This is a genomic window from Porphyromonas endodontalis ATCC 35406, assembly GCF_000174815.1.
GTDB classification, from domain to species: domain Bacteria; phylum Bacteroidota; class Bacteroidia; order Bacteroidales; family Porphyromonadaceae; genus Porphyromonas; species Porphyromonas endodontalis.
Window position 1 is genome coordinate 216,556 of record NZ_ACNN01000005.1, and the last position, 24,699, is coordinate 241,254.

23 protein-coding genes and 1 tRNA gene are annotated in these 24,699 nt (G+C 48.8%); 16 read left to right on the forward strand and 8 right to left on the reverse strand.

What is annotated here, in order from left to right; all coding sequences use genetic code 11:
- Position 1: 1 nt before the first annotated feature.
- From trxB to POREN0001_RS01115, 9 genes are all read left to right on the forward strand, one after another.
- On the forward strand, positions 2 to 946 hold the full coding sequence (gene trxB, locus POREN0001_RS01075; protein WP_004332076.1) for a thioredoxin-disulfide reductase: 945 nt from the start codon (positions 2 to 4) through the stop codon (positions 944 to 946).
- Positions 947 to 1,052: 106 nt separating this feature from the next.
- Positions 1,053 to 1,787 (forward strand): SIMPL domain-containing protein, encoded by a 735-nt coding sequence (locus tag POREN0001_RS01080; RefSeq protein WP_004332139.1) that lies wholly within the window; start codon positions 1,053 to 1,055, stop codon positions 1,785 to 1,787.
- Positions 1,787 to 2,863 (forward strand): tetratricopeptide repeat protein, encoded by a 1,077-nt coding sequence (locus POREN0001_RS01085; RefSeq protein ID WP_004332254.1) that lies wholly within the window; start codon positions 1,787 to 1,789, stop codon positions 2,861 to 2,863. Before POREN0001_RS01080 ends, POREN0001_RS01085 begins: the two co-directional genes overlap by 1 nt.
- Positions 2,864 to 2,889: 26 nt before the next feature.
- Complete coding sequence (locus POREN0001_RS01090; protein WP_004332004.1) at positions 2,890 to 3,771, forward strand: nucleoside phosphorylase; 882 nt, start codon at positions 2,890 to 2,892, stop codon at positions 3,769 to 3,771.
- 250 nt (positions 3,772 to 4,021) lie between these two features.
- Positions 4,022 to 5,311, forward strand: coding sequence for a sigma-54 interaction domain-containing protein (locus POREN0001_RS01095; RefSeq protein WP_004332280.1), 1,290 nt, complete (start codon positions 4,022 to 4,024; stop codon positions 5,309 to 5,311).
- Complete coding sequence (locus POREN0001_RS01100) at positions 5,298 to 5,831, forward strand: LptE family protein (RefSeq protein ID WP_004332058.1); 534 nt, start codon at positions 5,298 to 5,300, stop codon at positions 5,829 to 5,831. The genes POREN0001_RS01095 and POREN0001_RS01100 overlap by 14 nt, the downstream gene beginning before the upstream one ends.
- A gap of 31 nt (positions 5,832 to 5,862) precedes the next feature.
- On the forward strand, positions 5,863 to 6,534 hold the full coding sequence (locus POREN0001_RS01105) for a hypothetical protein (protein WP_004332264.1): 672 nt from the start codon (positions 5,863 to 5,865) through the stop codon (positions 6,532 to 6,534).
- Between the two features lie 24 nt (positions 6,535 to 6,558).
- Entirely contained in the window at positions 6,559 to 6,909 is a 351-nt protein-coding gene (gene secG, locus POREN0001_RS01110) for a preprotein translocase subunit SecG (protein ID WP_004332216.1), read from the forward strand.
- 302 nt (positions 6,910 to 7,211) lie between these two features.
- A tRNA-Asn gene (locus POREN0001_RS01115) sits at positions 7,212 to 7,285 on the forward strand.
- 187 nt (positions 7,286 to 7,472) lie between these two features.
- Here the strand turns inward: POREN0001_RS01115 and POREN0001_RS01120 are convergent.
- The 5 genes from POREN0001_RS01120 to pdxH are packed head-to-tail and all read right to left on the reverse strand — an operon-like array spanning position 7,473 to position 12,552.
- A complete protein-coding gene (locus POREN0001_RS01120) occupies positions 7,473 to 9,203 on the reverse strand; it encodes an acyl-CoA dehydrogenase family protein (RefSeq protein ID WP_004332062.1) in 1,731 nt (576 codons plus the stop codon).
- Between the two features lie 24 nt (positions 9,204 to 9,227).
- A complete protein-coding gene (locus POREN0001_RS01125; protein WP_004332166.1) occupies positions 9,228 to 10,247 on the reverse strand; it encodes an electron transfer flavoprotein subunit alpha/FixB family protein in 1,020 nt (339 codons plus the stop codon).
- A 29-nt stretch (positions 10,248 to 10,276) separates the two neighbouring features.
- Positions 10,277 to 11,143, reverse strand: a complete 867-nt coding sequence (locus tag POREN0001_RS01130; protein WP_004332197.1) for an electron transfer flavoprotein subunit beta/FixA family protein — start codon at positions 11,141 to 11,143, stop codon at positions 10,277 to 10,279.
- Positions 11,144 to 11,179: 36 nt separating this feature from the next.
- On the reverse strand, positions 11,180 to 11,932 hold the full coding sequence (tsaB, locus tag POREN0001_RS01135; RefSeq protein ID WP_147286662.1) for a tRNA (adenosine(37)-N6)-threonylcarbamoyltransferase complex dimerization subunit type 1 TsaB: 753 nt from the start codon (positions 11,930 to 11,932) through the stop codon (positions 11,180 to 11,182).
- On the reverse strand, positions 11,905 to 12,552 hold the full coding sequence (gene pdxH / locus POREN0001_RS01140) for a pyridoxamine 5'-phosphate oxidase (protein WP_004332257.1): 648 nt from the start codon (positions 12,550 to 12,552) through the stop codon (positions 11,905 to 11,907). The genes tsaB and pdxH overlap by 28 nt, the downstream gene beginning before the upstream one ends.
- Before the next feature lie 131 nt (positions 12,553 to 12,683).
- Between pdxH and POREN0001_RS01145 the strand changes: the two genes are divergently transcribed.
- Positions 12,684 to 13,958 (forward strand): L-serine ammonia-lyase, encoded by a 1,275-nt coding sequence (locus tag POREN0001_RS01145; protein WP_052296664.1) that lies wholly within the window; start codon positions 12,684 to 12,686, stop codon positions 13,956 to 13,958.
- Between the two features lie 184 nt (positions 13,959 to 14,142).
- Here the strand turns inward: POREN0001_RS01145 and mscL are convergent, their stop codons facing one another.
- Positions 14,143 to 14,571, reverse strand: a complete 429-nt coding sequence (gene mscL, locus POREN0001_RS01150) for a large-conductance mechanosensitive channel protein MscL (RefSeq protein WP_004332152.1) — start codon at positions 14,569 to 14,571, stop codon at positions 14,143 to 14,145.
- A 70-nt stretch (positions 14,572 to 14,641) separates the two neighbouring features.
- Positions 14,642 to 16,312: a formate--tetrahydrofolate ligase gene (locus POREN0001_RS01155; protein WP_004332095.1), complete on the reverse strand. Its 1,671-nt coding sequence runs from the start codon at positions 16,310 to 16,312 to the stop codon at positions 14,642 to 14,644.
- 420 nt (positions 16,313 to 16,732) lie between these two features.
- Between POREN0001_RS01155 and POREN0001_RS01160 the strand changes: the two genes are divergently transcribed.
- The 6 genes from POREN0001_RS01160 to POREN0001_RS09200 all read left to right on the forward strand — a co-directional run bounded on the left by POREN0001_RS01160 (position 16,733) and on the right by POREN0001_RS09200 (position 22,298).
- Positions 16,733 to 17,950, forward strand: a complete 1,218-nt coding sequence (locus POREN0001_RS01160) for an S-adenosylmethionine:tRNA ribosyltransferase-isomerase (protein ID WP_040579931.1) — start codon at positions 16,733 to 16,735, stop codon at positions 17,948 to 17,950.
- Positions 17,951 to 17,994: 44 nt separating this feature from the next.
- The gene (locus POREN0001_RS01165; protein ID WP_040579934.1) at positions 17,995 to 18,201 is read left to right on the forward strand and encodes a heavy-metal-associated domain-containing protein; all 207 of its coding nucleotides are present in this window, start codon (positions 17,995 to 17,997) and stop codon (positions 18,199 to 18,201) included.
- A 37-nt stretch (positions 18,202 to 18,238) separates the two neighbouring features.
- Positions 18,239 to 19,090 carry a pantoate--beta-alanine ligase gene (panC, locus tag POREN0001_RS01170; RefSeq protein WP_004332189.1) on the forward strand — a complete coding sequence of 284 codons (852 nt, stop codon included), beginning with the start codon at positions 18,239 to 18,241 and terminating at the stop codon, positions 19,088 to 19,090.
- A gap of 14 nt (positions 19,091 to 19,104) precedes the next feature.
- Positions 19,105 to 20,712 (forward strand): glycoside hydrolase family 10-like protein, encoded by a 1,608-nt coding sequence (locus POREN0001_RS01175; protein ID WP_004332000.1) that lies wholly within the window; start codon positions 19,105 to 19,107, stop codon positions 20,710 to 20,712.
- 11 nt (positions 20,713 to 20,723) lie between these two features.
- The gene (gene hemW / locus POREN0001_RS01180; protein ID WP_004332020.1) at positions 20,724 to 21,923 is read left to right on the forward strand and encodes a radical SAM family heme chaperone HemW; all 1,200 of its coding nucleotides are present in this window, start codon (positions 20,724 to 20,726) and stop codon (positions 21,921 to 21,923) included.
- 207 nt (positions 21,924 to 22,130) lie between these two features.
- Complete coding sequence (locus tag POREN0001_RS09200; protein ID WP_083797812.1) at positions 22,131 to 22,298, forward strand: DUF362 domain-containing protein; 168 nt, start codon at positions 22,131 to 22,133, stop codon at positions 22,296 to 22,298.
- A gap of 237 nt (positions 22,299 to 22,535) precedes the next feature.
- On the opposite strand, the gene POREN0001_RS01185 is transcribed toward POREN0001_RS09200, so the two are convergent.
- The gene (locus POREN0001_RS01185) at positions 22,536 to 24,596 is read right to left on the reverse strand and encodes an alpha-L-fucosidase (protein WP_004332290.1); all 2,061 of its coding nucleotides are present in this window, start codon (positions 24,594 to 24,596) and stop codon (positions 22,536 to 22,538) included.
- Positions 24,597 to 24,699: the final 103 nt, after the last annotated feature.

Sequence of the window (24,699 nt, forward strand, 5' to 3'; positions counted from 1 at the left end):
TATGAATAACGAACATGTTCGCTGTCTTATATTAGGCTCTGGTCCTGCCGGATATACGGCAGCCATATACGCCTCTCGCGCTAATCTCAATCCCGTGCTTTATGCAGGGCTCCAGCCCGGAGGTCAGCTTACCACCACTACGGAAGTAGAAAATTTTCCAGGTTATCCCGAGGGTATCACGGGACCCGAAATGATGGAGCAACTCAAGCAGCAAGCTCTGCGCTTTGGCTCCGATATACGTACGGGTGTAGCTACCTCGGTAGACTTTTCTGAGAAGCCATATAGGGTGACAATAGATGATGCGACCACCCTTACTTGCGATACTCTTATCATAGCCACAGGGGCTGCTGCCAAGTACCTTGGGCTAGCCGATGAAGAGAAGTACGCCGGTATGGGAGTCTCCGCCTGCGCTACGTGCGACGGATTTTTCTACCGCAATAGATCTGTAGCTGTAGTAGGAGGAGGAGATACCGCTTGCGAAGAAGCCATCTACCTTGCAGGGCTAGCTAAGCAGGTCTATTTGATTGTGCGCAAACCCTATCTTCGCGCATCGCAGGTAATGCAAGACCGCGTTCTCAATAATCCAAAGATTACGGTTCTTTTTGAACATAACACGTTGGGGCTATTCGGCGAAGACGGAGTAGAAGGGGCACACCTTGTTAAGCGTAAAGGCGAAGCAGACGAAGAATTGGTAGACATTGCCATTGATGGATTTTTCTTGGCCATCGGGCATAAACCCAATACGGACTTCTTAGCAGGGCAACTTGCCCTTGACGATGCCGGCTATATAGCCACGATCAATGGCTCTCCGCTGACCAGCGTCGCCGGAGTATTTGCAGCAGGCGACGTGGCAGACCCGCGTTATCGCCAAGCTATTACCTCAGCAGGCTCGGGTTGTAAAGCAGCTCTAGAGGCTGAGAAGTATTTGATCGATAATAATCTGTAACAAACTAAAAGGGAGTTTCTTCACTCTGCGAGTTCTACTCGAGGTGGAGGGCTCCCTCCTAACAAAGAACAGAATATAAACTCTAATTATTAAACTAGTAAACACCATGGAAAAGAAACAAATCATCATTGCTAGTATCCTTGGGATTGCTTTTGTTCTGGGATTGTCTTTTGCAGCTTATCAAGTATCACGCATCCGCAAGGTGCCTAGTGAAATCTCGGTTACGGGTATTGCCGAGCGTAACTTTAAGTCCGATCTTATCGTGTGGACAGCTACCTATTCTGTGCAAGATTACAGTTCCTCTGAGGGGTATCAAGACCTGCAACGGATAGGAAAAGAGGTACGGAATTTTATCAAGAAGAATGATATCCCAGACTCTTCCTACCTGTTTAGTGGGATTTCGATCTCCAAAATGTATGACCAAGTGACTGATGGCAATAACTACTATCGCCAGGTATTTGCAGGATATAACCTCTCTCAGACAGTAACTATTACTTCGCAAGATATTGACCGAGTAGAGGCATTATCTCGCAATATCACGGAACTCATCAACCAAGGTATAGAGATCACTTCGGGAGATCCGAGCTATTATTATACGCATCTCAACGACCTCAAGTTGGAAATGCTCAAGGAATCTTCGGAAGACGCACTTGCTCGTGCAGGTGTTATTGCCGAGGGGAGTAATTGCAAAGTGGGGAAACTGAAACGTTCGCAGATGGGTGTCTTCCAGATTGTAGGGCAATACAGTGACGAAGACTACAGTTGGGGCGGATCTTTCAATACCTCAAGCAAGTACAAAACGGCCTCTATTACAGTTAAGAACACCTATAAAATTCGCTGATGCGGACGAAGACTCTAACCGCCCTCTTGCTATGGGCAGGTATTTCTCTAGTTAGTGCCGTGGGGCTTTCTGCACAATCTCTGCAGGAAGCCCGTGCACTGCGGGAGATGGGAGATTGGGCAAGTGCAGAGAGTGCTTACAGCATGCTTGTGGAGCAATCTCCCCTCAATACTGCGCTCAAAGAGGAATATGCCTCTTTGCTTTTGGAGGTAGGAAAGAGCCGAGAGGCTCTAGATCTGTTGCTATCGCACTCGAATAAGAAGTCGCGTCCTTCTGCTTCGCTTTTGGCTCAAGCCTATTATGCCAACTATCTCTTTGAGGAGACGCTCTCAACTCTTGGTCGCCTTTCGCCTAAGGCGGAGACGCCCGAATTAGCCACTCTAAGGCAACAAGCCCAACGCGCTCGGCAGATGCTCGACAAGAGCGAGAGGCTAGAGATTGTGGATAGCATGCAGATGGATCTCAATGCTCTCCCAGTTCTCCCCAAGCAATACTTCTCTACGGAATGGGGACGGTTACGCTCCGCTTCGGATTTTAGAAGTGAAGTAGGACAGCTCAATGCAGAGGGATGGGTTTACGAGACAGCTCTTGGTCTAGAGTCTTTTTACGCACGAAAGTTGGAGCACAGAGGCGATTCTGATATTTTTTCTGCCTTAAAATTGCAGGGGCGTATGGCAGAAGAGAATCCTTTGGAGGCTATCAATACGCCCAATGACGAGTGCTATCCCATTCTACGTCAGGATGGAATAACGCTCATATTCGCACGCAAAAGCAACGAAGGCATTGGGGGGTACGATCTCTATCTCTCACGGCGCGATCCGGAGACAGGCAACTATCAAACACCCTCTCTCCTGGGGATGCCTTTCAACTCTCCCCAGGACGATCTTTTTCTCATTTACGACGATTTACGAGGGGTAGGAGTGCTCGCATCTACTCGCTTTTGCCCTCCGGGGAAAGTAAACCTCTATACATTCCGTATCAACGAAGAGCATACCCTGCTCCCTTTTAATTCTCTCCAAGAGAAGCGGCCGGCCGCCTCCCTAAACCCTTGGAGAGCAACGGCACAAAATCAATAGCTACACTTATTTTACCTTATTAGGTTATGGAAAAACGTATTATACCCTCTTCGGAGCTTATTGTCAATCAAGACGGTTCGATATTTCACCTTCATCTCAAACCCGAGCAGCTTGCCGATAAAATCATCCTTTGCGGAGATCCCGATAGGGTGGGCATGATTGCCAACTATTTTGATAGCAGAGAGTGCGATGTGCAAAACCGTGAGTTTCGTACCATAACCGGCTCTTACAAGGGTAAGCGCATTACGGTACAAAGCCATGGTATTGGGGGTGATAATATTGAGATTGTAGCGAGCGAATTGGATGCTCTTGCCAACTTCGACCTTGAGAAGCGTTGCGTGCGCGACGAGTTCCGTCAGCTCACAATGGTACGCATTGGTACCTCAGGAGGGCTCCAACCCGAGAGCCCAATTGGTTCGTATGTAGCAAGTGAAAAGGCCATTGGTTTTGATGGCGTTATTTACTTCTATTCCGGTACAGAAAAAGTGCGAGACCTAGCCTACGAAAAGGCTTTGACCCAACAGCTTGATTGGAAAATAGAGGGACTTAAACCCTATGTCGTATCAGCCGATGCCGAGCTACTAGAGCGCATTGTAGGGAATGACGGTCGCATTATCAAGGGGAGTACCATTGCCTGTAATGGATTCTATGCCCCGCAAGGACGCAAGCTCCGCCTCCCACTTGCAGACGAAAACTTGAACAAAAAAATCGAAGACTTCCGTTACGAGGGATATAAAATCACCAACTTTGAGATGGAAAGTTCGGCTCTTAGTGGCATTGCTTCTCTCCTAGGGCATAAGGCTATGACGGTATGTTGCATTATTGCCGGGCGGCAAAATCTCAACATGAATACCGACTATAAAGGGAGTATCGACGACCTTATCCAACTCGTACTCGAGCGCATCTAAGCTCTGTACTAGAGGTGTCTCCCCGAGACTTAACGGCTATCCCTCTTTTGACAGATAGGAGGGATAGCCTTTCTTTTTAGAGAGGGCTTCTCTTTCCTCTAGATGAGGGGAGAACATTTCTCGAGGAGGAGCCTCCCTTTCTCTCCGCCGAATGGAGTTCGCTTTTCTCCGCAATGTCGGGTAGGAATCCTGAACGTATGCCAAGAAATATAGCTAGATTAGCCAAGAGATATTGTACCTTTGTAGAAGTATGGATGTAGACGTACAACAAGTAAAGCAACGCCTAGGAATTATAGGTAACGCCCCAAAATTGCTCCAAGCCATCCGCACAGCCGTGCAGGTTGCTCCTACGGATGCGACTGTCCTCATCACGGGGGAGAGTGGTGTAGGTAAGGAGTTCTTCCCCAAAATCGTGCATCAGTACTCCATCCGTAAGCACAAGAATTACATTGCAATCAACTGCGGAGCCATTCCGGAGGGAACGATCGACTCGGAGCTTTTTGGGCATCGAAAGGGTTCTTTTACGGGAGCGTTGGCGGATCGTAAGGGTTACTTTGAAGAAGCCAACGAGGGGACAATCTTTTTGGATGAGGTCGGGGAGTTGCCTCTAGCTACTCAGGCTCGCTTGCTACGTGTGCTAGAAAACGGAGAATTTATCCCTGTGGGGGCAAGTCAACCCATCAAGACGAACGTCCGCATTGTGGCTGCTACGAATGTAAATATGGCAGATGCTATACGCAATGGTCGCTTCAGAGAGGATCTTTACTATCGTCTAAATACAGTCCCCATCTTAGTGCCACCTCTACGGGAGAGAGGGGACGACATTGCTCTTTTGTTCCGCCGATTTGCTTCGGACTACGCCTCTATGTATCAGGTGCCGCCCTTGGAGCTATCCGCAGATGCCAAGCATATCCTTATTACATATCGCTGGCCGGGTAATATCCGTGAGTTGCGCAATATTACCGAGCGTATGAGTATCCTCGAGCAAAATCGACTTGTGGAGCCGGAGGTGCTGCGCAATTACCTCTCGGCAGCAGGGCTACAAGATCTCCATCCCGTAGTGTCGGGAGTGCAGCAGAGCGTGGATCAGCAAACGTTTGCCAATGAGCGAGAGATACTATATCAAGTACTTTTTGATCTCCGTCGAGACTTCAACGAGCTCAAACAGACGGTAAACGAGATGAAAGGCGCGCCCCTTTCGGAGACGAATCGAACTATACAAATGGTGGAGCACACCGAGGCTTGTTCTCCCAGGCACGAGGACGCTTCGCATACATTGCTCCCCTCATACTCTACGCACAACCAAGAGCACGCCATCGATTACGACGAAGTGGTGGAGCCGGAAGAGGCAGAAGAGACTCTCCCTCCTTCTCAGACCCCCATTAAGGGGATTATTACATTAGAAGAGGCAGAGCGGCAACTTATTACACAAGCTCTTGAGTTGCAGAAATCCTCTCACACACGGCAGCAAATTGCCGACATGCTCGGGATTTCTGTTCGTACACTATCTCGCAAGATAAAAGAATATGGTTTGGAATAGTCTCATGCGTCGGCATGCAACAAGAGTGCTAGGAGTGTTCTCTTTGCTACTCGCCCTCTCTTCTTGTAGGATTTCTTACAAGTTTACGGGTACCTCTATTGACTATGACCAGACTAAAACGGTCTCCATCTCGGAGTTTATAAACCAAGCTCCCCTTGTTTATCCGCCCCTTAGTCAGACCTTCACAGAGGCGTTGCGCGAGCTCTTCCGACGCCAAACTCGTCTGGAGGAGGTGGCTCAAGCCGGAGACTTTAGCATAGAGGGAGCTATTGTTGGGTACGAGCTAACCCCTGTTGCGGTGCAGGACGACGCCTTTGCTTCCATGACTCGGTTTACGATGACTGTCTCTGTACACTTCGAGAATAATGCGAACCCAAAGAAAAATTTCGACAAAACTTTCTCTGCTTATACAGAGTTTGATAGCAGTAGTCTCTTCTCGCAAGTGCAAGACGATTTGGTGCGACAGCTCACCGACGATATCACCAAGCAAATCTTCAATGCTACGGCAGAGGATTGGTAATTCTCAACTATTACTCCTCGGGACTTGACACATGACTGCACAAGAGTTACGAACCTATCTCAATGCACCCAATACGCTGAATAAGGAGACGCTACCAGAGCTCAGGCAGCTGGTAGAAGCCTATCCTTATGCACAGACTTTCATCTTTTTATACCTATACAACCTAGCTCTTCTCGAAGACCTTCGCTACTTTTCTGAACTAAAAAAATGGGCAATCTCTCTTCCCTCCCGTAGCCGATTGTACGCTCTTGTGGAGAAGCGATACATCCCTCAAAGCTCCGTGGTGACAGACTCCGATAAGGGTGATTTTTCTTCCATAGATCGCTTCCTCGAAGAGATTGGCTCCTCACACTCCGGTGATACCCTCGCCTCGCTGGGCGAAGGCGTTGGTACCGGTGGTGACTACTTTGACGCCCTAGAGCGTGGAATTATAGCTCCTACTGCCGAGAACTATGAGGAGAGGGAGAAGGTACTTCCCAAGTCTCAAGCCTCTTCTTTGCCCACTCAAGAGGAAGTAGAAGAGGAGGATAGAGGCCCTCTTTTCACAGAAACGCTTGCCAAAATCTACATTCAGCAGCAGCGTTATGACCGTGCTCTTGATATTCTACGGGCAATAATGACCAAGAATCCAGAAAAAAACGCTTACTTTGCAGATCAGATTAGGTTCTTAGAGCGCCTACAAGAAATAAGTAATAGAGAATAGTATATAATAAGACACGTAAGTACAATGTTTGTTTTCCTATCCATCCTCATCCTCTTAGCAGCTGTTTTGCTTATACTCGTAGTAGTTATCCAAAACTCAAAGGGAGGGGGGCTTGCCTCCGGATTTGCCTCAAGCAATCAGATTATGGGGGTTCGTAAGACGACCGATTTTCTAGAAAAAGCTACTTGGTGGTTGGCTGGAGCTATCGCCATCCTAAGCATCGTTTCTACCCATTTCCTCCATACAAGTCTCAAGGAAGATCAGGGGATCAATAGTGTTATAGAGCAGAAAGTAGAAGAAACTCCTGAGCAACAGCTCCCCAACTTGGGAGGTGAAATGCCAGCCGCTCCTGCGCCCGAAGCTCCTCAGCAGTAATCTACTTTTTTCATAGAGAGGAGGAGTAGTCCTCCCTTTTTCACCTATACTCTCTAGGGGGTATAGGCTGATTTATATCCATAAGGCACCTAGTTTTTGTTTTCTTTTAGGGTGATTTCCCAAAGAAAATAGGCTGGGTGTCTTTCTTTTTCTCCCTAGATTTCCCTCTAGAATTAGAACCGAGAGAAAAATGAGAATAGGGGAGGTAAAAAAGGAATGTATCCCTACTTTTTATGAGGTTTTCTCAAGAAAAAGTATTGGTACATCTAACAAAATGACTACCTTTGTCGCCGGAAATGGAAGCTTCCTTAGCTCAGTTGGTTAGAGCATCTGACTGTTAATCAGGGGGTCCTTGGTTCAAGCCCAAGAGGGAGCGCATCTGATTTCAATAAAAAAGCCCTTCATATTGGAGGGCTTTTTTTGTTGTCTTCTGCTTAGAGGATGGCTGTTGTTTGTTTTCCTACAGGGTGTTTTTCTTTTCCCTCCTTGCCTCATATGACAAAAAGAAACCCCCTATTCTCATGCGAGAATAGAGGGCGTTGTTTGCTTCGATAGCCTAGAGATTAGGCTTCGGCTTCTTGTTGTTTGTTACGGTAATCAGCAAGCTCTTCTACAGCAAAGTTGCGAACAAAGCGTTCGATCTTGTCCTGCTCAGCAAGCGCAAAGCGATGATATACGCGAGCACTTTTGCCAAAGAGTTCGGGTTCGTCATTGGCTGCAAGGAGCAACAAGTGCCCAAAGAGAGCGTGCGAAGTCATCTCTACAAGGCGGCGAGCTTGGAAGTCGAGTAGCTCTTGATTCTTCTGCTCAACAACAAATTGAGTTAGCTCGTGTGCACGTTCATTCATCGCAGCTAGGCTCTCTTTCATTGCTTGCCACTCGGGTTTTACCTCCGTTGCTTGGTACTCGTGCATGCGCTCGTAGTACGTTCCGGTTGTGACGTGGCGGATAGCTGCCACTACCTGCAACTGGGTTGTACCTTCGTAGATATTGGTAATGCGGACGTCCCTATAGAGGCGCTCACAAGTATAGTCTTTCATATACCCACTACCGCCATGGATCTGTACGCAATCATACACATTCTGATTGGCGAACTCGGTGCTAAGCCCCTTACCGATAGGAGTAAAGGCATCGGCTAGACGGGTATAGTATTTGAGTTCCTTGCGTTCTTCGGGGGTGAGTTTGCGCTCTCTCTGGATGTCTTCTAGCGTCTTGTACATATCTACAAAACGACAAGTTTCGTAGAGATGAGCACGAGAAGCATCCGTTTTTGCTCTCATAATAGAGAGCATCTCATACACAGCAGGGAAATTATCAATGGTCTGGCCAAATTGCTTACGCTCAATAGCATAGGCGTAAGCCTCCTGATAAGCGGCTTCGCTAAGGCCTACAGCTTGAGACATGATACCCAAGCGAGCACCATTCATCAGAGCCATAATGTATTTGATAAGACCTAGGCGGCGTTCACCACAAAGCTCTGCTTTGGCATTAGAGAAGACCAATTCGCAGGTAGGAACGCCTTTGATACCCATTTTGTGCTCAATGCGACGTACGGTTACACCCGGGTTGTTTTTGGAGTCGAAGATGAACATCGAAAGTCCACGACCATCGCGTGTACCCTCTTCGCTACGGGCGAGCACGAGGTGGATGTGAGAGTCTCCATTGGTGATAAATCGCTTTACACCGTTGAGGTACCATGCATCCTCTTGTTCGTTGTATGTAGCCTTGAGCATTACGGCCTGAAGGTCACTACCGGCATCGGGTTCGGTAAGGTCCATAGACATAGTTTCCCCAGCCGAGATACGAGGGAGGAAGCGCTCCCGTTGGTCTTCGCTACCAAATTCATATAGGGTGGTGGCGCAGTCTTGCAAACCCCATAGGTTCTCAAACCCGGCATCACTACGCGAAACAATATCCGCTGCCATGATGTACGGAGTGATGGGGAAGTTGAGACCATCGTAACGACGGGGGAGTGCAATACCCATAAGGCCTGCCTGACGCACGGCATCAAGATTAGCCTGTGTGTAGGGGTCGTAGACAGCTCTACCCTCTACGAGAGAAGGGCCTGTTTGATCTACATTTTGGGCATTGGGGGCAATTACATCTCCGCAAAGCTCACCTACGATATGGAGCACTTGCTCATAGCTATCAAGGGCATCTTCGTAGTTTTGGGGAGCGTAATCGTATTTATCTTTATCCGCAAAGTCACGCTCACGAAGGGCTACAATGCGCTGCATCAACGGGTGGTGCAGGTGGTATTTTAGTTGGGGGGTATCTGTATAGAAATTAGCCATAATCTTAGATGTTTAGCGTGGTGCTTATTTACTATTCTTTCTGTAAGCTGCGATCATTTTAGGGATCACGTCTTCTACTCTCCCCGTGATTACGTAGTCCGCAATGCTGTTGATGGGGGCTTCGGGATCGTTGTTAATTGAGATAATGAGCGAGCTTTCTTGCATCCCAGCCACATGTTGGATCTGACCGCTAATACCGCAGGCAATGTAGAGTTTGGGGCGCACGGTAACACCTGTCTGACCAATTTGGCGGTCGTGATCGGCGAATCCGGCATCCACGGCAGCTCTAGAAGCTCCCACTTCGGCACCCAATACTTCGGCAAGTTGGAAGAGGAGTCCAAAGCCTTCTTTGCTGCCCATACCATAACCACCGGCTACGATGATGGGGCTACCTCCCAAGTTTACTTTGCTTTCTTCGATGTGACGCTCAAGAATAGAAACCACAAAGTCGGTATCCGACACGTAGTCTGCTACGTTGTGTTGGATAACTTCACCCTTGTAAGCGGCATCGAAAATCTCTTTTTTCATCACTCCGGGGCGTACCGTTGCCATCTGAGGACGACAATCGGGGTTAACGATGGTGGCAACGATGTTACCGCCAAAAGCCGGACGGATTTGGTAGAGAAGTTCGGGATAATGTTGCTTGGTCTTGGCATCGGTGTACTCACCAATCTCTAGCGAGGTACAGTCTGCCGTAAGTCCACTGTGCAGAGCCGACGAAACGAGGGGACCTAAGTCGCGTCCCAGCGTGGTGGCTCCGAGTAGTGCTATTTGGGGCTTTTCTTCATCGAATAGCTTGGTTACGATGGCTCCGTAGGGCTTCGTTGTATAGTATTGTAGGTTGGGAGACTCAAATGTATGCAGGCGATCTACTCCATAAGGGAACACCTGCTCGGCAATCCCTTTGATGCAGTTAGAGATAGCCACAGCCTCTAGTTGGCAACCAAGACGTGTGGCAAGAGCACGCCCCTTGGTAAGGAGTTCTAAGCTCACTTCTTGTACGATGCCATTTTCTATTTCGAGATAAACAAATAGGTTGTTCATAGTTATCAATACGTCTTTCGGTGCGTGAATTATCCTATGGTGTGATTGGCAATAAGTTCCACAATGAGGGAAGAAATGCCTTCGTCATTGGCTTCGTAGTGACGAGCTTCCTTAGCTTGGAATACTACGTTTTCTATGGTCTTTACCTTTGTGGGAGAGCCAAGAAGTCCGCATTGCTCGAGTTCGGCCTTTACGTCAGCAGCTGATAGCTCAGCAATCTGTAGGTAGGGGCGAGCCTCGAATAGGGCACGTTGCATTTCGCTAGCCTCCCCAAGTTCGTTGGGCACCATGGCATACTTATACTTTTGTAGCGCCTTGGCGTTGCGAGGACGGCATGGAGCGGAACTCCCGTTTACCGTGATAAGGAGGGGAAGAGAGGCCTTTACACGCTCTACTCCGTGCTCCAAGCGACGGCGAACGATCACCTCTTTTGCGTTTATTTCTTCTAGTTCTTCGGCATACGTTACGGTGGGAAGACCGAGCTTATGAGCCACCTGAGGACCCACTTGAGCGGTATCGCCGTCAATAGCTTGGCGGCCCGATAGAATGAGGTCGGGCATCCCTATATGGCGGATAGCCATGGCAAGGGCGTAACTTGTGGCAAGTGTATCTGCTCCGGCAAAGGCACGGTCGGTAAGAAGATAACCACGATCTGCACCACGATAGAGGGCTTCTCGGATTACATCGGCAGCACGGAACGGCCCCATTGTAAGCACCGATATGGTTGTATCGGGATACTGGTCTTTGATACGGAGTGCCTGTTCCAGGGCGTTAAGGTCTTCGGGGTTGAAGATGGCAGGCAGGGCAGTGCGGTTGACTGTTCCGTCTTCGCGCATGGCATCTTTGCCTACGTTGCGAGTGTCTGGCACTTGCTTAGCAAGGACTATAATGTTCATTGGCTACAAGTATATTGGTTTTATATTTATTTCTAATTAGCGATTGAGTACTTTATTCTTGGCTATAACGGCATTGTAAGGTTTGATGTAATCGGGTACCCAGTAGGCGACGTCGGCGGTTCTCCCTTGGTCTAAAGCCTGCCATGCGGGTAGCCTCAAAGAGGAGGCCAACGCCTCGGTGGGCGTGATCCGGAAGCGTGAATCGGTAAGCACTTCAGCGCATTTTGCTGCTCCATTTCCTATCAAACAAATAGGGGTATCAAGGGAGACATCGGTATAGCTTTCGGGTTGGATGATTTCTGCATGGGGCGCAACGAGTTGGGTCCCCTCGGCTGAATAGGTTGTCGTGTATACCTCCATGCGTCCTGCATCAATCATCGGCACAATAAGGGCTTCTTGGGGAATCAATCCCTGCTCAATAGCTCCCCAGGCCAACGATTCGAGTGTGGAAACAGCGATTAATGGCTTGCTGGATGCAAAACAATAGCCCTTGGCAAACGAAGCTCCTATGCGTAACCCTGTATAACTCCCGGGGCCTCCACTTACGGCTACGGCTACAATCGAATAGCCTTTTTCGCCGGCTTCTGACTTGAGTTCGTCGGCAAAGCGAGCAATAAGGGCTGCGTGTTCGTTCCCTTTTCGGTCAATGCGCTCGGCAATAACCCCCTCTCTGGAGAGAAGGGCTAGCGAACAAACGTTGGTAGAGGTGTCTATGGCAAGAATTGCCTCTAGTTGAGAAATCGCGGGCTGATGGGCAGAGATCATGGTGCCAGTCGGTCTATTTTCCAACCCTCTCCTTCTTCGTTTGGAGTATATAAGAACCTATCGTGCAAACGGCTTTCTCGGCCTTGCCAAAATTCGATACGCTCCGGCTTTACCGCGAATCCTCCCCAATTGTCGGGGCGAGGTACGCTGCGACCAACGTATTTTAGGCTCTCGGCAGCAAAAGCTACCATGATATATTCTCTATTGGGTATGGGGTGGCTCTGAGGCGATACGCGGGCTCCCACTCTACTTTTATAGGGGCGTTGTGCAAAGTAAGCGTCGCTCTCCTCGGCAGAGAGGTGGCGTACCGTACCTTCGATATGGATCTGTCTCTCCATCTCGTGCCATAGGAATGTAAGTGCCACATGGGGGTTCGCGCTCATCTGCTTACCCTTACGGCTCTCGTAGTTGCTGTAAAAAACAAACTCATCGTTGAGCACCTCTTTGAGTAGTACTGTGCGCATACTCGGATGCCCATCGGGTGTACTTGTTGCCACAATCACGGCTGTGGGTTCTAGAGCATTGCCCTCCACAGCTTCGCGCAACCACTGATTGACCTTGTCAAAAGGGTTGGCCGGCATATCTTTGCGCGTGAGACTATGCTTACTATACTCGCGCCGGTAGCTCTCAAAATGCTGATCCATTCTCTATCTTTTCTACTACAACTGCACTTTATTCTTCTGAGTGTGCAACATTCAGCACTACAAAGCTACTCTTTTTTTCGATATCTTTGACCCCTACTAGTGATGAGAATTAATTAGAACTCTCGATTATGATGGATACAATCAAGCAAATATATCGTATCGGCAATGGCCCGAGTAGTAGTCACACAATGGGGCCTAAGCGTGCTGCAACCCTCTTTCTCAAGCAGGTAGAGGGGCTTATAATCTCTTCTTTTGAGGTTACCTTATATGGTAGTTTGGCAGCTACGGGTAAGGGGCACATGACCGATCAAGCGATACTATCTGTGCTCAATCCGATACATCCCACAGAGATTATTTGGGAGCCTTCTGTAGAACTAAAGTTTCACCCCAACGGCATATTGTTCCGAGCTCTCGATGGAGAGGGGAAAGAGATAAAGCGATTTATGGTCTATAGTATTGGGGGCGGAGTGCTTGCTAATGAAGACTTTAATGAGCAGGTAACCAATGAGGTTTATAAGCTCTCGCACATCACAGAGATGATGCCCATCCTTCAAAAATATGGGATGTCTTACTGGGAATATGTAGAGCATTGCGAGGGAAAAGAAATTTGGGATTACCTAGCAGAGGTATGGAAGGTGATGAAGCAGTCGATCCACGATGGCTTAGAGGCTGAGGGTGTATTGCCCGGAGGCTTGGGGCTAAGACGGAAGGCGGCGGAATATATGGTGCGCTCCCTGAGCTATTCGGAGAGCGTGCGCTCTCGCGGTAAGGTATATGCCTATGCTCTTGCTGTGAGTGAACAGAATGCTTCCGGAGGGCTTGTCGTTACGGCACCCACATGTGGCTCCTGTGGGGTAATGCCGGCTGTACTCTATCACCTGCAAGACACCCGCAACTTTACGGATAAGCGAATATTGCGTGCTTTGGCTACGGCAGGTCTCTTTGGGAATGTTGTGCGTACGAACGCCTCTATCAGCGGAGCGGAGGTGGGATGCCAAGGCGAAGTGGGAGTTGCTTGTTCTATGGCTGCTGCTGCCGCTAGTCAGCTCTTTGGTGGTACGTTGGCTCAGATTGAATATGCTGCCGAGATGGGGCTTGAGCATCATTTGGGCTTGACTTGTGACCCTGTTTGCGGATTGGTGCAAATCCCCTGCATCGAGCGTAATGCCTTTGCCGCTAGTCGCGCTCTTGATGCCAATACCTATGCCAACTTTACGGATGGCAGGCACCGAGTAAGTTTCGACCGCGTAGTAGCGACCATGCATCAGACTGGCAAAGACCTCCCAAGCCTATATAAAGAAACTTCTACGGGAGGACTTGCGACCAATTCAGAGCTAGACGGAGAAACTCAAACCGACGAAGCCAAATTCTCTGAGTTAGATGGACCGCACACTTCGCCCTGCTAAGTAGGATCAGTACAGATAACGAGAGGTGTATAAATCCTCTCTTTATATAACCCCCTCTACTCCCTAGGCATTGCTCGGATGGAGTAGAGGGGGCTTCGTTTGTAGTGAGCCGTATATTACTCTTTCGTCTTGTACGAGATGGAGAGGTACACTGCTTCCCTTTTTAGATCGGCTTCTTACCGCATTACTTCTCGGCTTGTTTCTTGAGAAGTTCTTTGATCTCGCCAAGAAGCTTCACCTCGTCGCTGGGTTCGGCAGGGGTTGCAGGCTCTTCGGGTTTGGCTTTGCGTAGCTTGTTCATCCCCTTAATAAGCATAAAGATTACGAAGGCGATGATGAAGAAATCGAGCACAGCTTGTAAGAAGGTACCCACAGTCATAGCGACCTCCGGCCTAGTGATTTCTCCTCCTTCTATCACAGCTTCGCGGAGTACCCACTTGAGATCCTCGATATTGCTGCCACTCGTCAGTAGGGTAATGGGAGGCATAATTACGTCCGCCACGAGGGAAGAGACAATCTTGCCAAAGGCACCACCGATGATGATACCCACAGCCATGTCCATTACGTTGCCCCTCATGGCAAACTCTTTGAATTCAGAAACTAGTTTCGACATACCTAATATCCTTTCCTTTTCTTACTGATTTTCTATAGAGGTCATATCTTGTATCCTTTTGATCCGGGGGTTAGCTCAACCCCTCTATATGACCGTCTACTATATCTATATTAACGGCTTGCGGCGCCTTGGGTAGCCCCGGCATACGCATTATATCGCCCATAACCACCACAATCATACCTGCACCTCTATTGATAACGAGGTCGGTTACTTTCATCTCAAACCCTCTTACGTCGCCATACTCTTTGGCATCGGTGCTAAAAGAGAATTGTGTTTTGGCGATGCAGACGGGGAGATGCCCTAGGTGCAACTCGCGTATCTTGGCGAGAGCTTTGGCCGCTTTGCTGCTGTAGGTTACGCTGCCTGCACTATAGATCTTGTGGGCTATCTTCTCTACTTTTTGTTCGATTGTTTCATCTGATTCGTATGCAAATTTGAGGGGCATTGAGGGCTTATTCTCAATGGTGTCAACTACGAGTTGTGCCAATTCTGCGGCACCCTTACCCCCTTCTGCGAAGGCATTGTTTACGGCAAAGCCCACTCCTAATTCGTCTTCGCAGTGCCGGCGTACTAGTTCTATCTCGCTATCAATGTCGGAAGCAAAGCGATTGAAACAAACAACTACGCGCTGACCAAAGTTGCGCAGGTTGTGTACGTGCCTATCGAGGTTGGCCAATCCGCGAAGTACTCCCTCTTTATCGGGGTCTTTGATGCGCTTTTCGTCCAGACCTCCGTGCAGCTTGAGTGCGGATAGCGTGGCCACCAATACGGTGAGTTTGGGTTGTAATCCTCCCACTCGGCACTTTATATCGAAGAACTTTTCTGCCCCTAGGTCAGCTCCGAATCCGGCTTCTGTGATGGCATATTCTCCGTACGACATTGCCATCTTGGTAGCGAGCATTGAGTTGCAACCATGGGCAATATTGGCAAAGGGGCCTCCATGCACAAAGGCAGGTGTATGCTCTGTGGTTTGTACGAGATTGGGCTTGATGGCATCTTTTAGCAGTACGGTAACAGCTCCGGCTACCCCAAGGTCTTTGACCGTAAAGGGTTCGCCTTCTTTTGTGTACCCTAGGAGAATATTCTCTATGCGGAGGCGTAGATCTTCTAGGTCTTTAGCTAGACAAAGTATGGCCATGATCTCCGAAGCCGGAGTAATATCGAAGCCGGTTTGTCTGGGTATGCCATCCGTGCTGTTTCCTAGCCCCGAGACGATGTTGCGCAACGAGCGGTCGTTTACGTCGAGCACTCTCTTCCAAAGCACTTCCGACAATCCGACGCAATTATCCCTATTTTGGTATATATAATTATCGAGCAGAGCCGTAATCATATTGTGCGCCGAGGTGATCGCATGGAAGTCTCCTGTGAAGTGGAGGTTGATGTTTTCCATCGGTAGTACTTGGGCATATCCCCCACCGGCAGCACCCCCTTTTTGCCCGAAACAGGGCCCCAATGAGGGTTCGCGCAAAGCCACGATGGCGCGTTTCCCTATTTGGTTAAGCCCGAGAGCCAGACCAATAGAGACAGTAGTTTTCCCGACCCCGGCTTTGTTTGGAGTGATGGCAGTAACGAGTATCAGATTGCTTTTGGCAATCTTTTCCGGACGGAGACTGCCTAGCCCTATCTTGGCAATATGATGGCCATAGGGCTCTACGTTGGCGTTGTCGATACCCAAATTTTGGGCAATATCTTGTATTGGTTTTAGCTCTATCTCGCGAGCAATTTCTATATCTGTCTTCATAGAAACAAACTTACTATTAATTTCTGCAGCAAATGTAGTTATTCCGTTCGGATACAGGGTATTCCCCTCGGCAATAGCTTTATAGGTAAAATCAATTCGCCGAGAGAAGACTTCCGCTACAGCTTGGTTTTATAGAAAATCTTCCCTGAAAAGAAAAGTTTTTCTACCCAGAATCACTAGGCCTTACAGGCTGAAAAACAAAAAAATATAGCCCAAGATTCTTTTGAGTTTTGGGCAGGCTTTTTTGTGCGTTTCACACTGCTGTTTTTTGCGTATCGCACCCAGTATCTGTATCTGAGATTGGGTGTATCTATTCTCTCTTTGAGGGATGGGAAGTCTATCCGCTCTGTCGTGGGTTATTTGTACTTTTGCCCTAGATTTGTGGGAGACAACCGCAAATCCCCGTCCAACTATAAGGCAATGAATGAAACCAGACAAGTAGAGATAGAGAGCTACGACTACCCTTTACCTGATGAACGCATCGCACGTTATCCACTTGAAGATCGCGCTGCATGCCGGCTGCTCGTCTATCGGTCAGGTGAGATTATCTCTTCTCAATTTCGGCAGATTACAGACTTTATTCCTGAGCATTCTTTGCTCATACGCAATAATACGCGCGTAATACGCGCGCGCATACATGTGCAGAAACCATCGGGGGCGCAGATTGAGATCATGTGCCTTGAGCCTGCAAGTCCTGCCCAATACGAGCGAGCATTGTCTGCCACCTCGGGCTGTTCGTGGCATTGTTTGGTGGGGAATGCTCGGCGTTGGAAGGAGGGGGCTCTTGAGACGTTGGTGACTCTTCCTGGGGAGACTGATCCTATCCTCTTTCGTATTGAGCGAGGAGAGGGGGATGTGATTCACTTCTCGTGGAATAGCGACCACTGTACCTTTGGGGAGTTATTGTCTGTGGTGGGAATTTTGCCTATCCCCCCTTATCTCCGTCGTGAGACCGAAGAGAGTGACAACATTAACTACCAAACAGTTTATGCCCAATGCGATGGATCGGTAGCCGCCCCCACAGCCGGACTTCATTTTACTCCGGAGCTTTTTGAGGCTCTTAAAGAAAAAGGAGTATCCTTAGGGGAGATTACATTACATGTAGGGGCAGGTACTTTTATGCCAGTCAAGACGTCTAAGATTGGTGATCACCGGATGCATCAAGAGGTTTGCCGGGTAGAGCGAGGTATCGTGGCTCAATTAGCCGGCGGCTCTTACTCTCCCATTATTGCGGTGGGCACTACCTCTGTACGTACATTGGAGAGTCTTTACCTTTTGGCTCTTAACCATATAGACGAATTGGGGCAAGAGGATCATTTACCTTTTGTGACCCAATGGGAACCCTACGAAACGGACTATCCGGAGGCTTCTATGCCCCAAGTGATGGCTGCTCTGCTTAGCAAAATGGACAGTCTCTCCCTCGAGGAGGTGGTTTTTAGCACCGCTTTGCTGATTGCCCCGGGCTATACCTTCCGCGTTGTGGGGGGGATGGTGACTAATTTTCACCAACCCAAAAGTACCCTTCTACTTATGATTTCGGCGTTTCTCGGGGAGGAGTGGGAGCGCATCTACGACTATGCTCTTAGTCACGACTACCGATTTTTGAGTTATGGTGATGGCTCACTGCTATTGCCGTAAGAACCACTTTATACGATCACACAAACTTAATCCTAAATACAATTATGAGTACAAAACAATACAGCATTGTAGGCATGCATTGTGAGCACTGCGTTGCGACCGTTGCACGCGTGGCCTCTGAGGCAAAGGGTACCAGCCAAGTATCCGTATCCCTTGCACAAGGGACGTTAACCATGGAGGTGGATGAGACAATCTTTGACGAAGCTCTCTTTGTAGAAACTCTAGGCGAAGAGGGATTTGGCATTAACTGATAAGTACATCAAAGGATAGAAAGAGAGAATAAGCATTATGATAGTGATAAGTAGTAAGAAGGAGCTACAGGCCCTTCTCGAAAGAGAGCGTGAGTCTCGCAAAACTATCGGATTGGTACCCACAATGGGCGCCTTGCACGATGGGCATCTAAGCCTTGTAAAGCAGGCAATTGCTCGCTATGATGTATGCGTGGTGAGCATCTTTGTCAATCCTCGTCAGTTCAATAATCCCAATGACTTGGAGACCTATCCGCGTCAGCCGGAGAAGGATGTCGCTCTCCTTGATAGCGTGGGTTGCCACTATGTTTTCATGCCTTCTGTAGAGGAGATATACGATGGGAGTGGAGTAGAGCGCACGTTCGATTTTGGAGCTATTGGCCGAGTGATGGAGGGGGTACAACGCCCCGGACACTTCGAAGGTGTGGCTCTTATCGTGAGCAAACTCTTTGAGCTCGTTTCGCCCGATGGGGCATTCTTTGGAGAAAAAGACTTCCAACAGATTGCCATAGTACGTTCTATGGTGGAGCAATGTGGCTTCAAACTTTCTATTATAGCAGTGCCTATTGTACGCGAGGAGAGCGGACTTGCCCTCAGCAGCCGCAACCAGCGTCTTACTCAAGAGACACGCCCCTCGGCTCCACGTATTTACCAAACCCTCCGTGCCAGCCTAGAGCAGAAAGAAAAGGGAATGACTCCCAACGAAGTAATCGCTTGGGTTACTAAGGAACTTAATGGCATACCGCATCTTGAGGTTGAGTACTACGCTATTGTGGATGGTAATAGCCTGCAGCCTCTCGAAGCCTGGGAGGATAGTGAAGATCCTGTAGGGTGCATTGCCTGCTATTGTGGGGATGTACGCCTTATCGATAATATCCACTATACGAAGTAAAAGGAGATTGTATCATGCAGCACCACTCTCGCTCTTTTTTGTTCGCTCATCGCCTTACGCAATGCTTTTCGCTACTGATAGGAGTGCTATTGCTGAGTGGTGTATCGGCGTGTTCGTCTCGTAAAAAAGTTGTTTCTACGGCTCCTCTCCCAGCTCCTCCTACCCCTAGAATAGAGGTGGAGATCCCCGTAGAAAAGCCGGTAATTCCCTCTAATGCTGAGGCTATTCGTGGGGTCTGGCTTACTACCATTTATGGTTTGGATTGGCCCTCGCGCCGTGCTGTCTCTACACAAGATATGGTCTCCCAGCGTAAGGAGCTTTGTCGTATACTTGATAGGTTAGCTGAGTCGCATTTCAATACCGTTTTCTTCCAAGTTCGCCATCGTGGAGACGTGATTTACCCCTCGAAGATAGAGCCGCGTGTGACCGTCTTTACGGGAGGTCGAAACAACTATCTAGACTACGATCCGCTACAATTTGCCATCGAAGAGTGCCACAAGAGGGGGCTTAGCATCCATGCTTGGATTGTTACCTTCCCTCTCGGCAACACCTCTCATGTGCAATCGCTGGGAGATAATAGTGTTTGGAAGAAGCATCGCGACTGGTGTTTTACCCTACACAACGATTGGTATCTCAACCCGGGACATCCCGAGGCGCGGAGCTATATTACCTCTGTGGTGCGTGAGATGGTAGAGCGTTATGACCTAGATGGGGTTCATTTTGACTACGTCCGCTATCCCGATAAGATGAGGGAGAAAGAGGATCAAAACCTATATATGCGCTATGGTAAGGGACGCTCTCTTGGCGAGTGGCGTACTAGTAATATCTCGGCCTTCCTCAAAGAGGTGTCGACCGAGGTGTGTTCTGTCAAACCCCATATGCTCGTAAGTGCAGCCCCTCTGGGTAAGTTGCGCGTTTTACCCTCTATGCCCAATGTGGGATGGACGGCTCGTGAGAGTGTCTTCCAAGACCCTGCAGCTTGGTATAGGGAGGGCTCGGTAGACTTTATCGTCCCCATGATGTACTATCGAGACAACCTATTCGAACCCTTCTTGGTAGATTGGAAAGCTCAAATCCCAGGGCTACCTATTGTGCCGGGGTTAGCCCCTTATCGGACCGAAGATGAGAGCAAATGGACGGCTCGAGATATTGAGAATCAGATGAATGCCAGCGAACGTATGGGGATGGCAGGGATCTGTTTCTATCGAGAGCTCAACATTCGCCCCAATCGCAATGGCGTAGATCGTGTGATCACTCGGCACTTTATATCTCCCGTGCGGATGCCTTCATTTGCTAAGCGTGGCACCCCTCGCCCCCCTCGTCCTTCTGCCCTTACGATTGAAGACAAGGGATCGTATTTTGAGGCATCGTGGTCTATGCCCTCTTCGTGGGATAGCTCGAAGGGAACTTACAATCTCTATGTTTCCGTACCCGAAGGGAACCTTGCCGGTGAAGATTTCTTACTGGCAGCCCAGATCCCCACTACTCGGTACACCTTCTCTAAAGAGCTATTGCAGCAATTCTCTCGAGCTAAAACACTAGAATTCAGAGTGGAGGCTTCTAATCGTTCTTATGTGCGGGGGGAAGCGTCCGAAGCTGCTATTCTCGTGAAAGGTAACTAGGAGGCTCTTGAATGGCAGGTCTCTACCTACATGTCCCATTCTGTAAGAGTCGTTGTGCCTATTGCGCATTTTACTCGCAAACAAATACCCGGCAGCAAGAGGCTTTTGTAGCTGCTCTCTGTCGGGAGTTGGAGCTACGTCGGGAAGAATTAGCCCCCTCTATCTCTATTGAGACCGTCTACTTTGGTGGAGGTACTCCCTCGCTTCTCTCTCCGTCTCAGCTTGAGAAAATCGTGGATACAATCCGGCGGGTTTACTCCCCCGAGCCCGATGCGGAATGGACTTTGGAGGGGAATCCCGATGATCTAACGCCCGAGTATGCCCATGCTCTTCGCCTTTTGAGATTCAATAGAGTGAGCCTTGGAGTACAAAGTTTTTGTGATGAAGAACTTCGCTTTTTAGGGAGGCGGCACACAGCGCGGCAGGTGTATAGCGCGATTGAAGCCCTACGAACAGCCGATTTTTCCAATATAAGTATCGACCTTATTTACTCCTTACCGGGGCAGAGCCATCAGCTTTGGCAGCAAAATCTATCTTCTGCATTAGTCCTCGAGATACCCCATATTTCTGCCTATAACCTGACCTACGAAGAGCATACTCGCCTCACGCATCTTGCGCGCCGTGGCTCTATAGAAAAGCAATCGGACGAGGACGCCTTACGCGATTATTACTATCTGGTAGATACTCTCCACGGGCGAGGGTACGATCATTACGAGCTATCCAATTTTGCCTTTCGGGGGATGCACTCTCGCCATAACTCCTCTTATTGGGATCGAGTGCCCTATCTTGGTTTTGGTCCTTCGGCACATAGTTACCTCCCCGAGAGTAGGTATGCCAATGTTGCTCACCTCCATCGTTACATAGAGTACCTACAACAAGGTACTACGGCAATAGATTTTCGGGAGGACTTATCCCCTACTGATTGCTTTAATGAGATCATTATGACGGGGCTTAGAAGAGCAAAAGGGGTTGATTTACAGAATGTTTCCGAAGTTTTTGGGCGTAAGAAGTTATCTTTTTTACAGACTGCAAGCGAACCCTACCTAGCCCAAGGTTTACTCATACTCGACAGTAGTTCTCAGTACTCCATAGAGGCTCCTTCTCCCTCTATTTGCAAAGAGAGAGTTGCAAATGAGGGGCAATTTTTACGTGCTTCTAGGGAGGGAATGGTGGTTATTGACTCTATTATTAGCGATCTTTTCCTCTTGTAGTAGGGAAATCCCCCTCTAGTAGAGATTTTGTTTTCTGTATTATCTACCTGATAACTAGCTTGTTGCATAATTCCATCTTCGTCGCACTAAAAAATATTCCCAGAAAATAATACCTACTTATTGGTAGTTTCAAATTAATTACTACCTTTGCAATGTCTAAAGAGAGACAGGAACAATACGAATAACAACAATAAAGGATTAAGGATTATGGCTTACGTAATTTCTAATGACTGTGTAGCTTGCGGAACTTGCATCAACGAATGCCCCGTGAGTGCAATTTCTGAAGGCGATATCTATAAGATTGACGCTGATACTTGCATCGATTGCGGTTCTTGCGCTGCAGCTTGCCCATCAGAAGCTATCTCACAAGCATAAGCACCTTCTTTAGGTAGCTTACCCTACAAACGAAAGAGAGATAATCTCCATCCGAGTTTCATACTTGGGTGGAGATATTTTTTTGTAGAGCTGTTGTTATTTCTTCTGTATCTACCTCTCTCAATGAATTAGGCTCGGAGGGCTCCAGCTAGTGACGGTTGTAGAGGATTTCGTTGCTCCGCTATCCCTTGAGTATGCTCTCCCTACTTACCTTATACCTACTACTAAGTAGGTAGTCTATAACGCTAAATCAATACCATATAGATGAGCCGGTGAGGCGAATGGCGGCTTCATTTCCTTTGTGATTTCCAGAGTAAAGGGCGCCCCTACAGCCGGGAGTTGGATGCTCTTGTGCCAAAGTTGGATTTGAGGGAGAGGGGTAATGTGCGCCTCCATAGAGCGGCTCTCGCGATTGTATAGCTTGACTAGGAGGGTATGGGAGCCTTTTGGGAGAGGGAGGCGTAGCGTGTGTTGGTGCAACCCTCCCGACTCTTGGGGTCGATAAATTGCCCCTGCTACAATGGTGCCATCCACGAGGCAAAGCATCCCCTCCGAGAACTGAATCTCTAGAGGAAGTACTAGATCTCGGTCTGCCGTGAGGGTGTAGCGTAGGTAGCGTGCAGAGCCTTGGGATACTTTTTCTTGATACGCAAACGATACCGGAAGGGTGCGCCACAGATCGGGATTGAACTCATCTTTTTGCGTGAATTTGGCGGGGAGTGTACCAAATCGGCCGCCGGAGGAAACCACAAGGAGCTGCTGCCAATGGAGAGCTTTGAGGGGTGTTTGGTAGAGGGAGGAGTCCGCCGAAAGAAGTGCTATCACTTGCTTTTTCCCGGCTATGTTTAGCTGTATGTTTTTCCCTTTTTCCTCTTTTGTGAAAGATAGGGTAGCCTCTTGCTTCCCACGTTGGGGATGCCAGCGATACCCTACGATGCTACGATACCCTGTATAGTAGTCTATCTGCGAATGGGCGTATAGAGCCTCGGCTTCTAGAGGATAGAGCCGCTTCGCATTGTGGGGTGGGGTAATGAGGGATAAGGGGCGGTCGAAGTGGAGGGCGAGTACCGTGTAATAATCTTCGGGAGCTGCCTCCTCTAGCGTAAAGGAGATAACCCCTTTTGTTTGTTTTTGGTGAATTATTTTTCCCTTCCCTCGGAGCGTTTGGATACGGAGCATTTCCCCTTTAATCGGGGGGAGAATAATCTCTTTTTTCTCTCTATCATAGGGGACAAAAAGGTATAAGATTTTACCATCGGGGGTAACGGTCGCGAGGGGCAACCCTTCCCTTACGCCCCATGGGGAGGGCTGAGTTTGGTAGATGGCTTGTTGGATGGGGGCCATCCAGTCTCCGATGCGTTGCAGCACCTCTCTCTCAAAGTCTACTATTTTGCCACTACCCATAGGGCCGATGTTTAACAGATATTTGCCACCACCGGATACCACACTTAGCAGAGATTGTAACTTCTCTTGTACTTTGTCTTCCACTTTTCCGCGTTCTTGCCAAGAGCGATAGCCCCAAGTTTCGTCAAATATGGAGGCTGCTGTTTGCCAAGGCATGACCATGGAGTAATCGGGATACTCGTTGTCTGCCATCACACAGAAGTCCGCAAAGTCGTTGCCCAAGCGCCCACTTACCATGCATTGGGGCTGCAAACTGTGTACGAGTTGGTACATTTCTCTACTCTGGCTCTGCTGCATCGACCCCATATCGAACCACAATTCGTCCACGGGTCCATACTGAGTCAGCAACTCACGTACCTGCTTTAGGTTGTATTCGTGGTGTAGAGGGGTGATGGGATCGGCATTGTGAGACGAGAATGGCATGGCGTAGGGGTAGTGCCAATCAATGAGCGAGAAGTAGAGTCCAAAGCCTAGACCTGCCTGATGGCACGCGGCTGCAATTTCTCCCACGAGGTCGCGATGAGCCGGCGTGGCATCGTATGAATTGTATGGAGTGGTAGCTGTACGCCAGAGGCAGAAGCCATCGTGGTGCTTGCTTGTGATGACAATGGAGCGCATCCCGGCCCTTTGGGCTAGTTGCACGATCTCTTGTGCGGAAAAGTCTTTGGCGTTGAATTGCTCGGTAAGTGCCTCATATTCGTCGGAGAATCCCACCCCAAAGGTAAGTATCTGCTCGGAGTAGCCCCTCTTTACGGGGGTGCCTTGCCATACTCCGCCGGCTACGGAGTATAGTCCGTAGTGAATGAAGAGGGAGTACTTATCGCCCAACCAATCTGCCCAAGCAGAACCAACTGAGAGTAGGGTGAGGAGGAGTGCTAGAAATAAATTACGCATATTGCCTTCGGATTTCTAGGCAAAGATACGAATCTATTTGGGCTGAAAAATATTTTTTTCTTGCCTGGTTTTGGAAAATATCTCACTCGGTTTTTGGAAATTT

Excerpts from the sequence above, each read along its gene's own strand:
- trxB (WP_004332076.1), top strand. The coding sequence starts at position 2 with ATGAATAACGAACATGTTCGCTGTCTTATATTAGGCTCTGGTCCTGCC.
- POREN0001_RS01080 (WP_004332139.1), top strand. The coding sequence starts at position 1,053 with ATGGAAAAGAAACAAATCATCATTGCTAGTATCCTTGGGATTGCTTTT.
- POREN0001_RS01085 (WP_004332254.1), top strand. The coding sequence starts at position 1,787 with ATGCGGACGAAGACTCTAACCGCCCTCTTGCTATGGGCAGGTATTTCT.
- POREN0001_RS01090 (WP_004332004.1), top strand. The coding sequence starts at position 2,890 with ATGGAAAAACGTATTATACCCTCTTCGGAGCTTATTGTCAATCAAGAC.
- POREN0001_RS01095 (WP_004332280.1), top strand. The coding sequence starts at position 4,022 with ATGGATGTAGACGTACAACAAGTAAAGCAACGCCTAGGAATTATAGGT.
- POREN0001_RS01100 (WP_004332058.1), top strand. The coding sequence starts at position 5,298 with ATGGTTTGGAATAGTCTCATGCGTCGGCATGCAACAAGAGTGCTAGGA.
- POREN0001_RS01105 (WP_004332264.1), top strand. The coding sequence starts at position 5,863 with ATGACTGCACAAGAGTTACGAACCTATCTCAATGCACCCAATACGCTG.
- secG (WP_004332216.1), top strand. The coding sequence starts at position 6,559 with ATGTTTGTTTTCCTATCCATCCTCATCCTCTTAGCAGCTGTTTTGCTT.
- POREN0001_RS01120 (WP_004332062.1), bottom strand. The coding sequence starts at position 9,203 with ATGGCTAATTTCTATACAGATACCCCCCAACTAAAATACCACCTGCAC.
- POREN0001_RS01125 (WP_004332166.1), bottom strand. The coding sequence starts at position 10,247 with ATGAACAACCTATTTGTTTATCTCGAAATAGAAAATGGCATCGTACAA.
- POREN0001_RS01130 (WP_004332197.1), bottom strand. The coding sequence starts at position 11,143 with ATGAACATTATAGTCCTTGCTAAGCAAGTGCCAGACACTCGCAACGTA.
- pdxH (WP_004332257.1), bottom strand. The coding sequence starts at position 12,552 with ATGGATCAGCATTTTGAGAGCTACCGGCGCGAGTATAGTAAGCATAGT.
- POREN0001_RS01145 (WP_052296664.1), top strand. The coding sequence starts at position 12,684 with ATGGATACAATCAAGCAAATATATCGTATCGGCAATGGCCCGAGTAGT.
- mscL (WP_004332152.1), bottom strand. The coding sequence starts at position 14,571 with ATGTCGAAACTAGTTTCTGAATTCAAAGAGTTTGCCATGAGGGGCAAC.
- POREN0001_RS01155 (WP_004332095.1), bottom strand. The coding sequence starts at position 16,312 with ATGAAGACAGATATAGAAATTGCTCGCGAGATAGAGCTAAAACCAATA.
- POREN0001_RS01160 (WP_040579931.1), top strand. The coding sequence starts at position 16,733 with ATGAATGAAACCAGACAAGTAGAGATAGAGAGCTACGACTACCCTTTA.
- POREN0001_RS01165 (WP_040579934.1), top strand. The coding sequence starts at position 17,995 with ATGAGTACAAAACAATACAGCATTGTAGGCATGCATTGTGAGCACTGC.
- panC (WP_004332189.1), top strand. The coding sequence starts at position 18,239 with ATGATAGTGATAAGTAGTAAGAAGGAGCTACAGGCCCTTCTCGAAAGA.
- POREN0001_RS01175 (WP_004332000.1), top strand. The coding sequence starts at position 19,105 with ATGCAGCACCACTCTCGCTCTTTTTTGTTCGCTCATCGCCTTACGCAA.
- hemW (WP_004332020.1), top strand. The coding sequence starts at position 20,724 with ATGGCAGGTCTCTACCTACATGTCCCATTCTGTAAGAGTCGTTGTGCC.
- POREN0001_RS09200 (WP_083797812.1), top strand. The coding sequence starts at position 22,131 with ATGGCTTACGTAATTTCTAATGACTGTGTAGCTTGCGGAACTTGCATC.
- POREN0001_RS01185 (WP_004332290.1), bottom strand. The coding sequence starts at position 24,596 with ATGCGTAATTTATTTCTAGCACTCCTCCTCACCCTACTCTCAGTTGGT.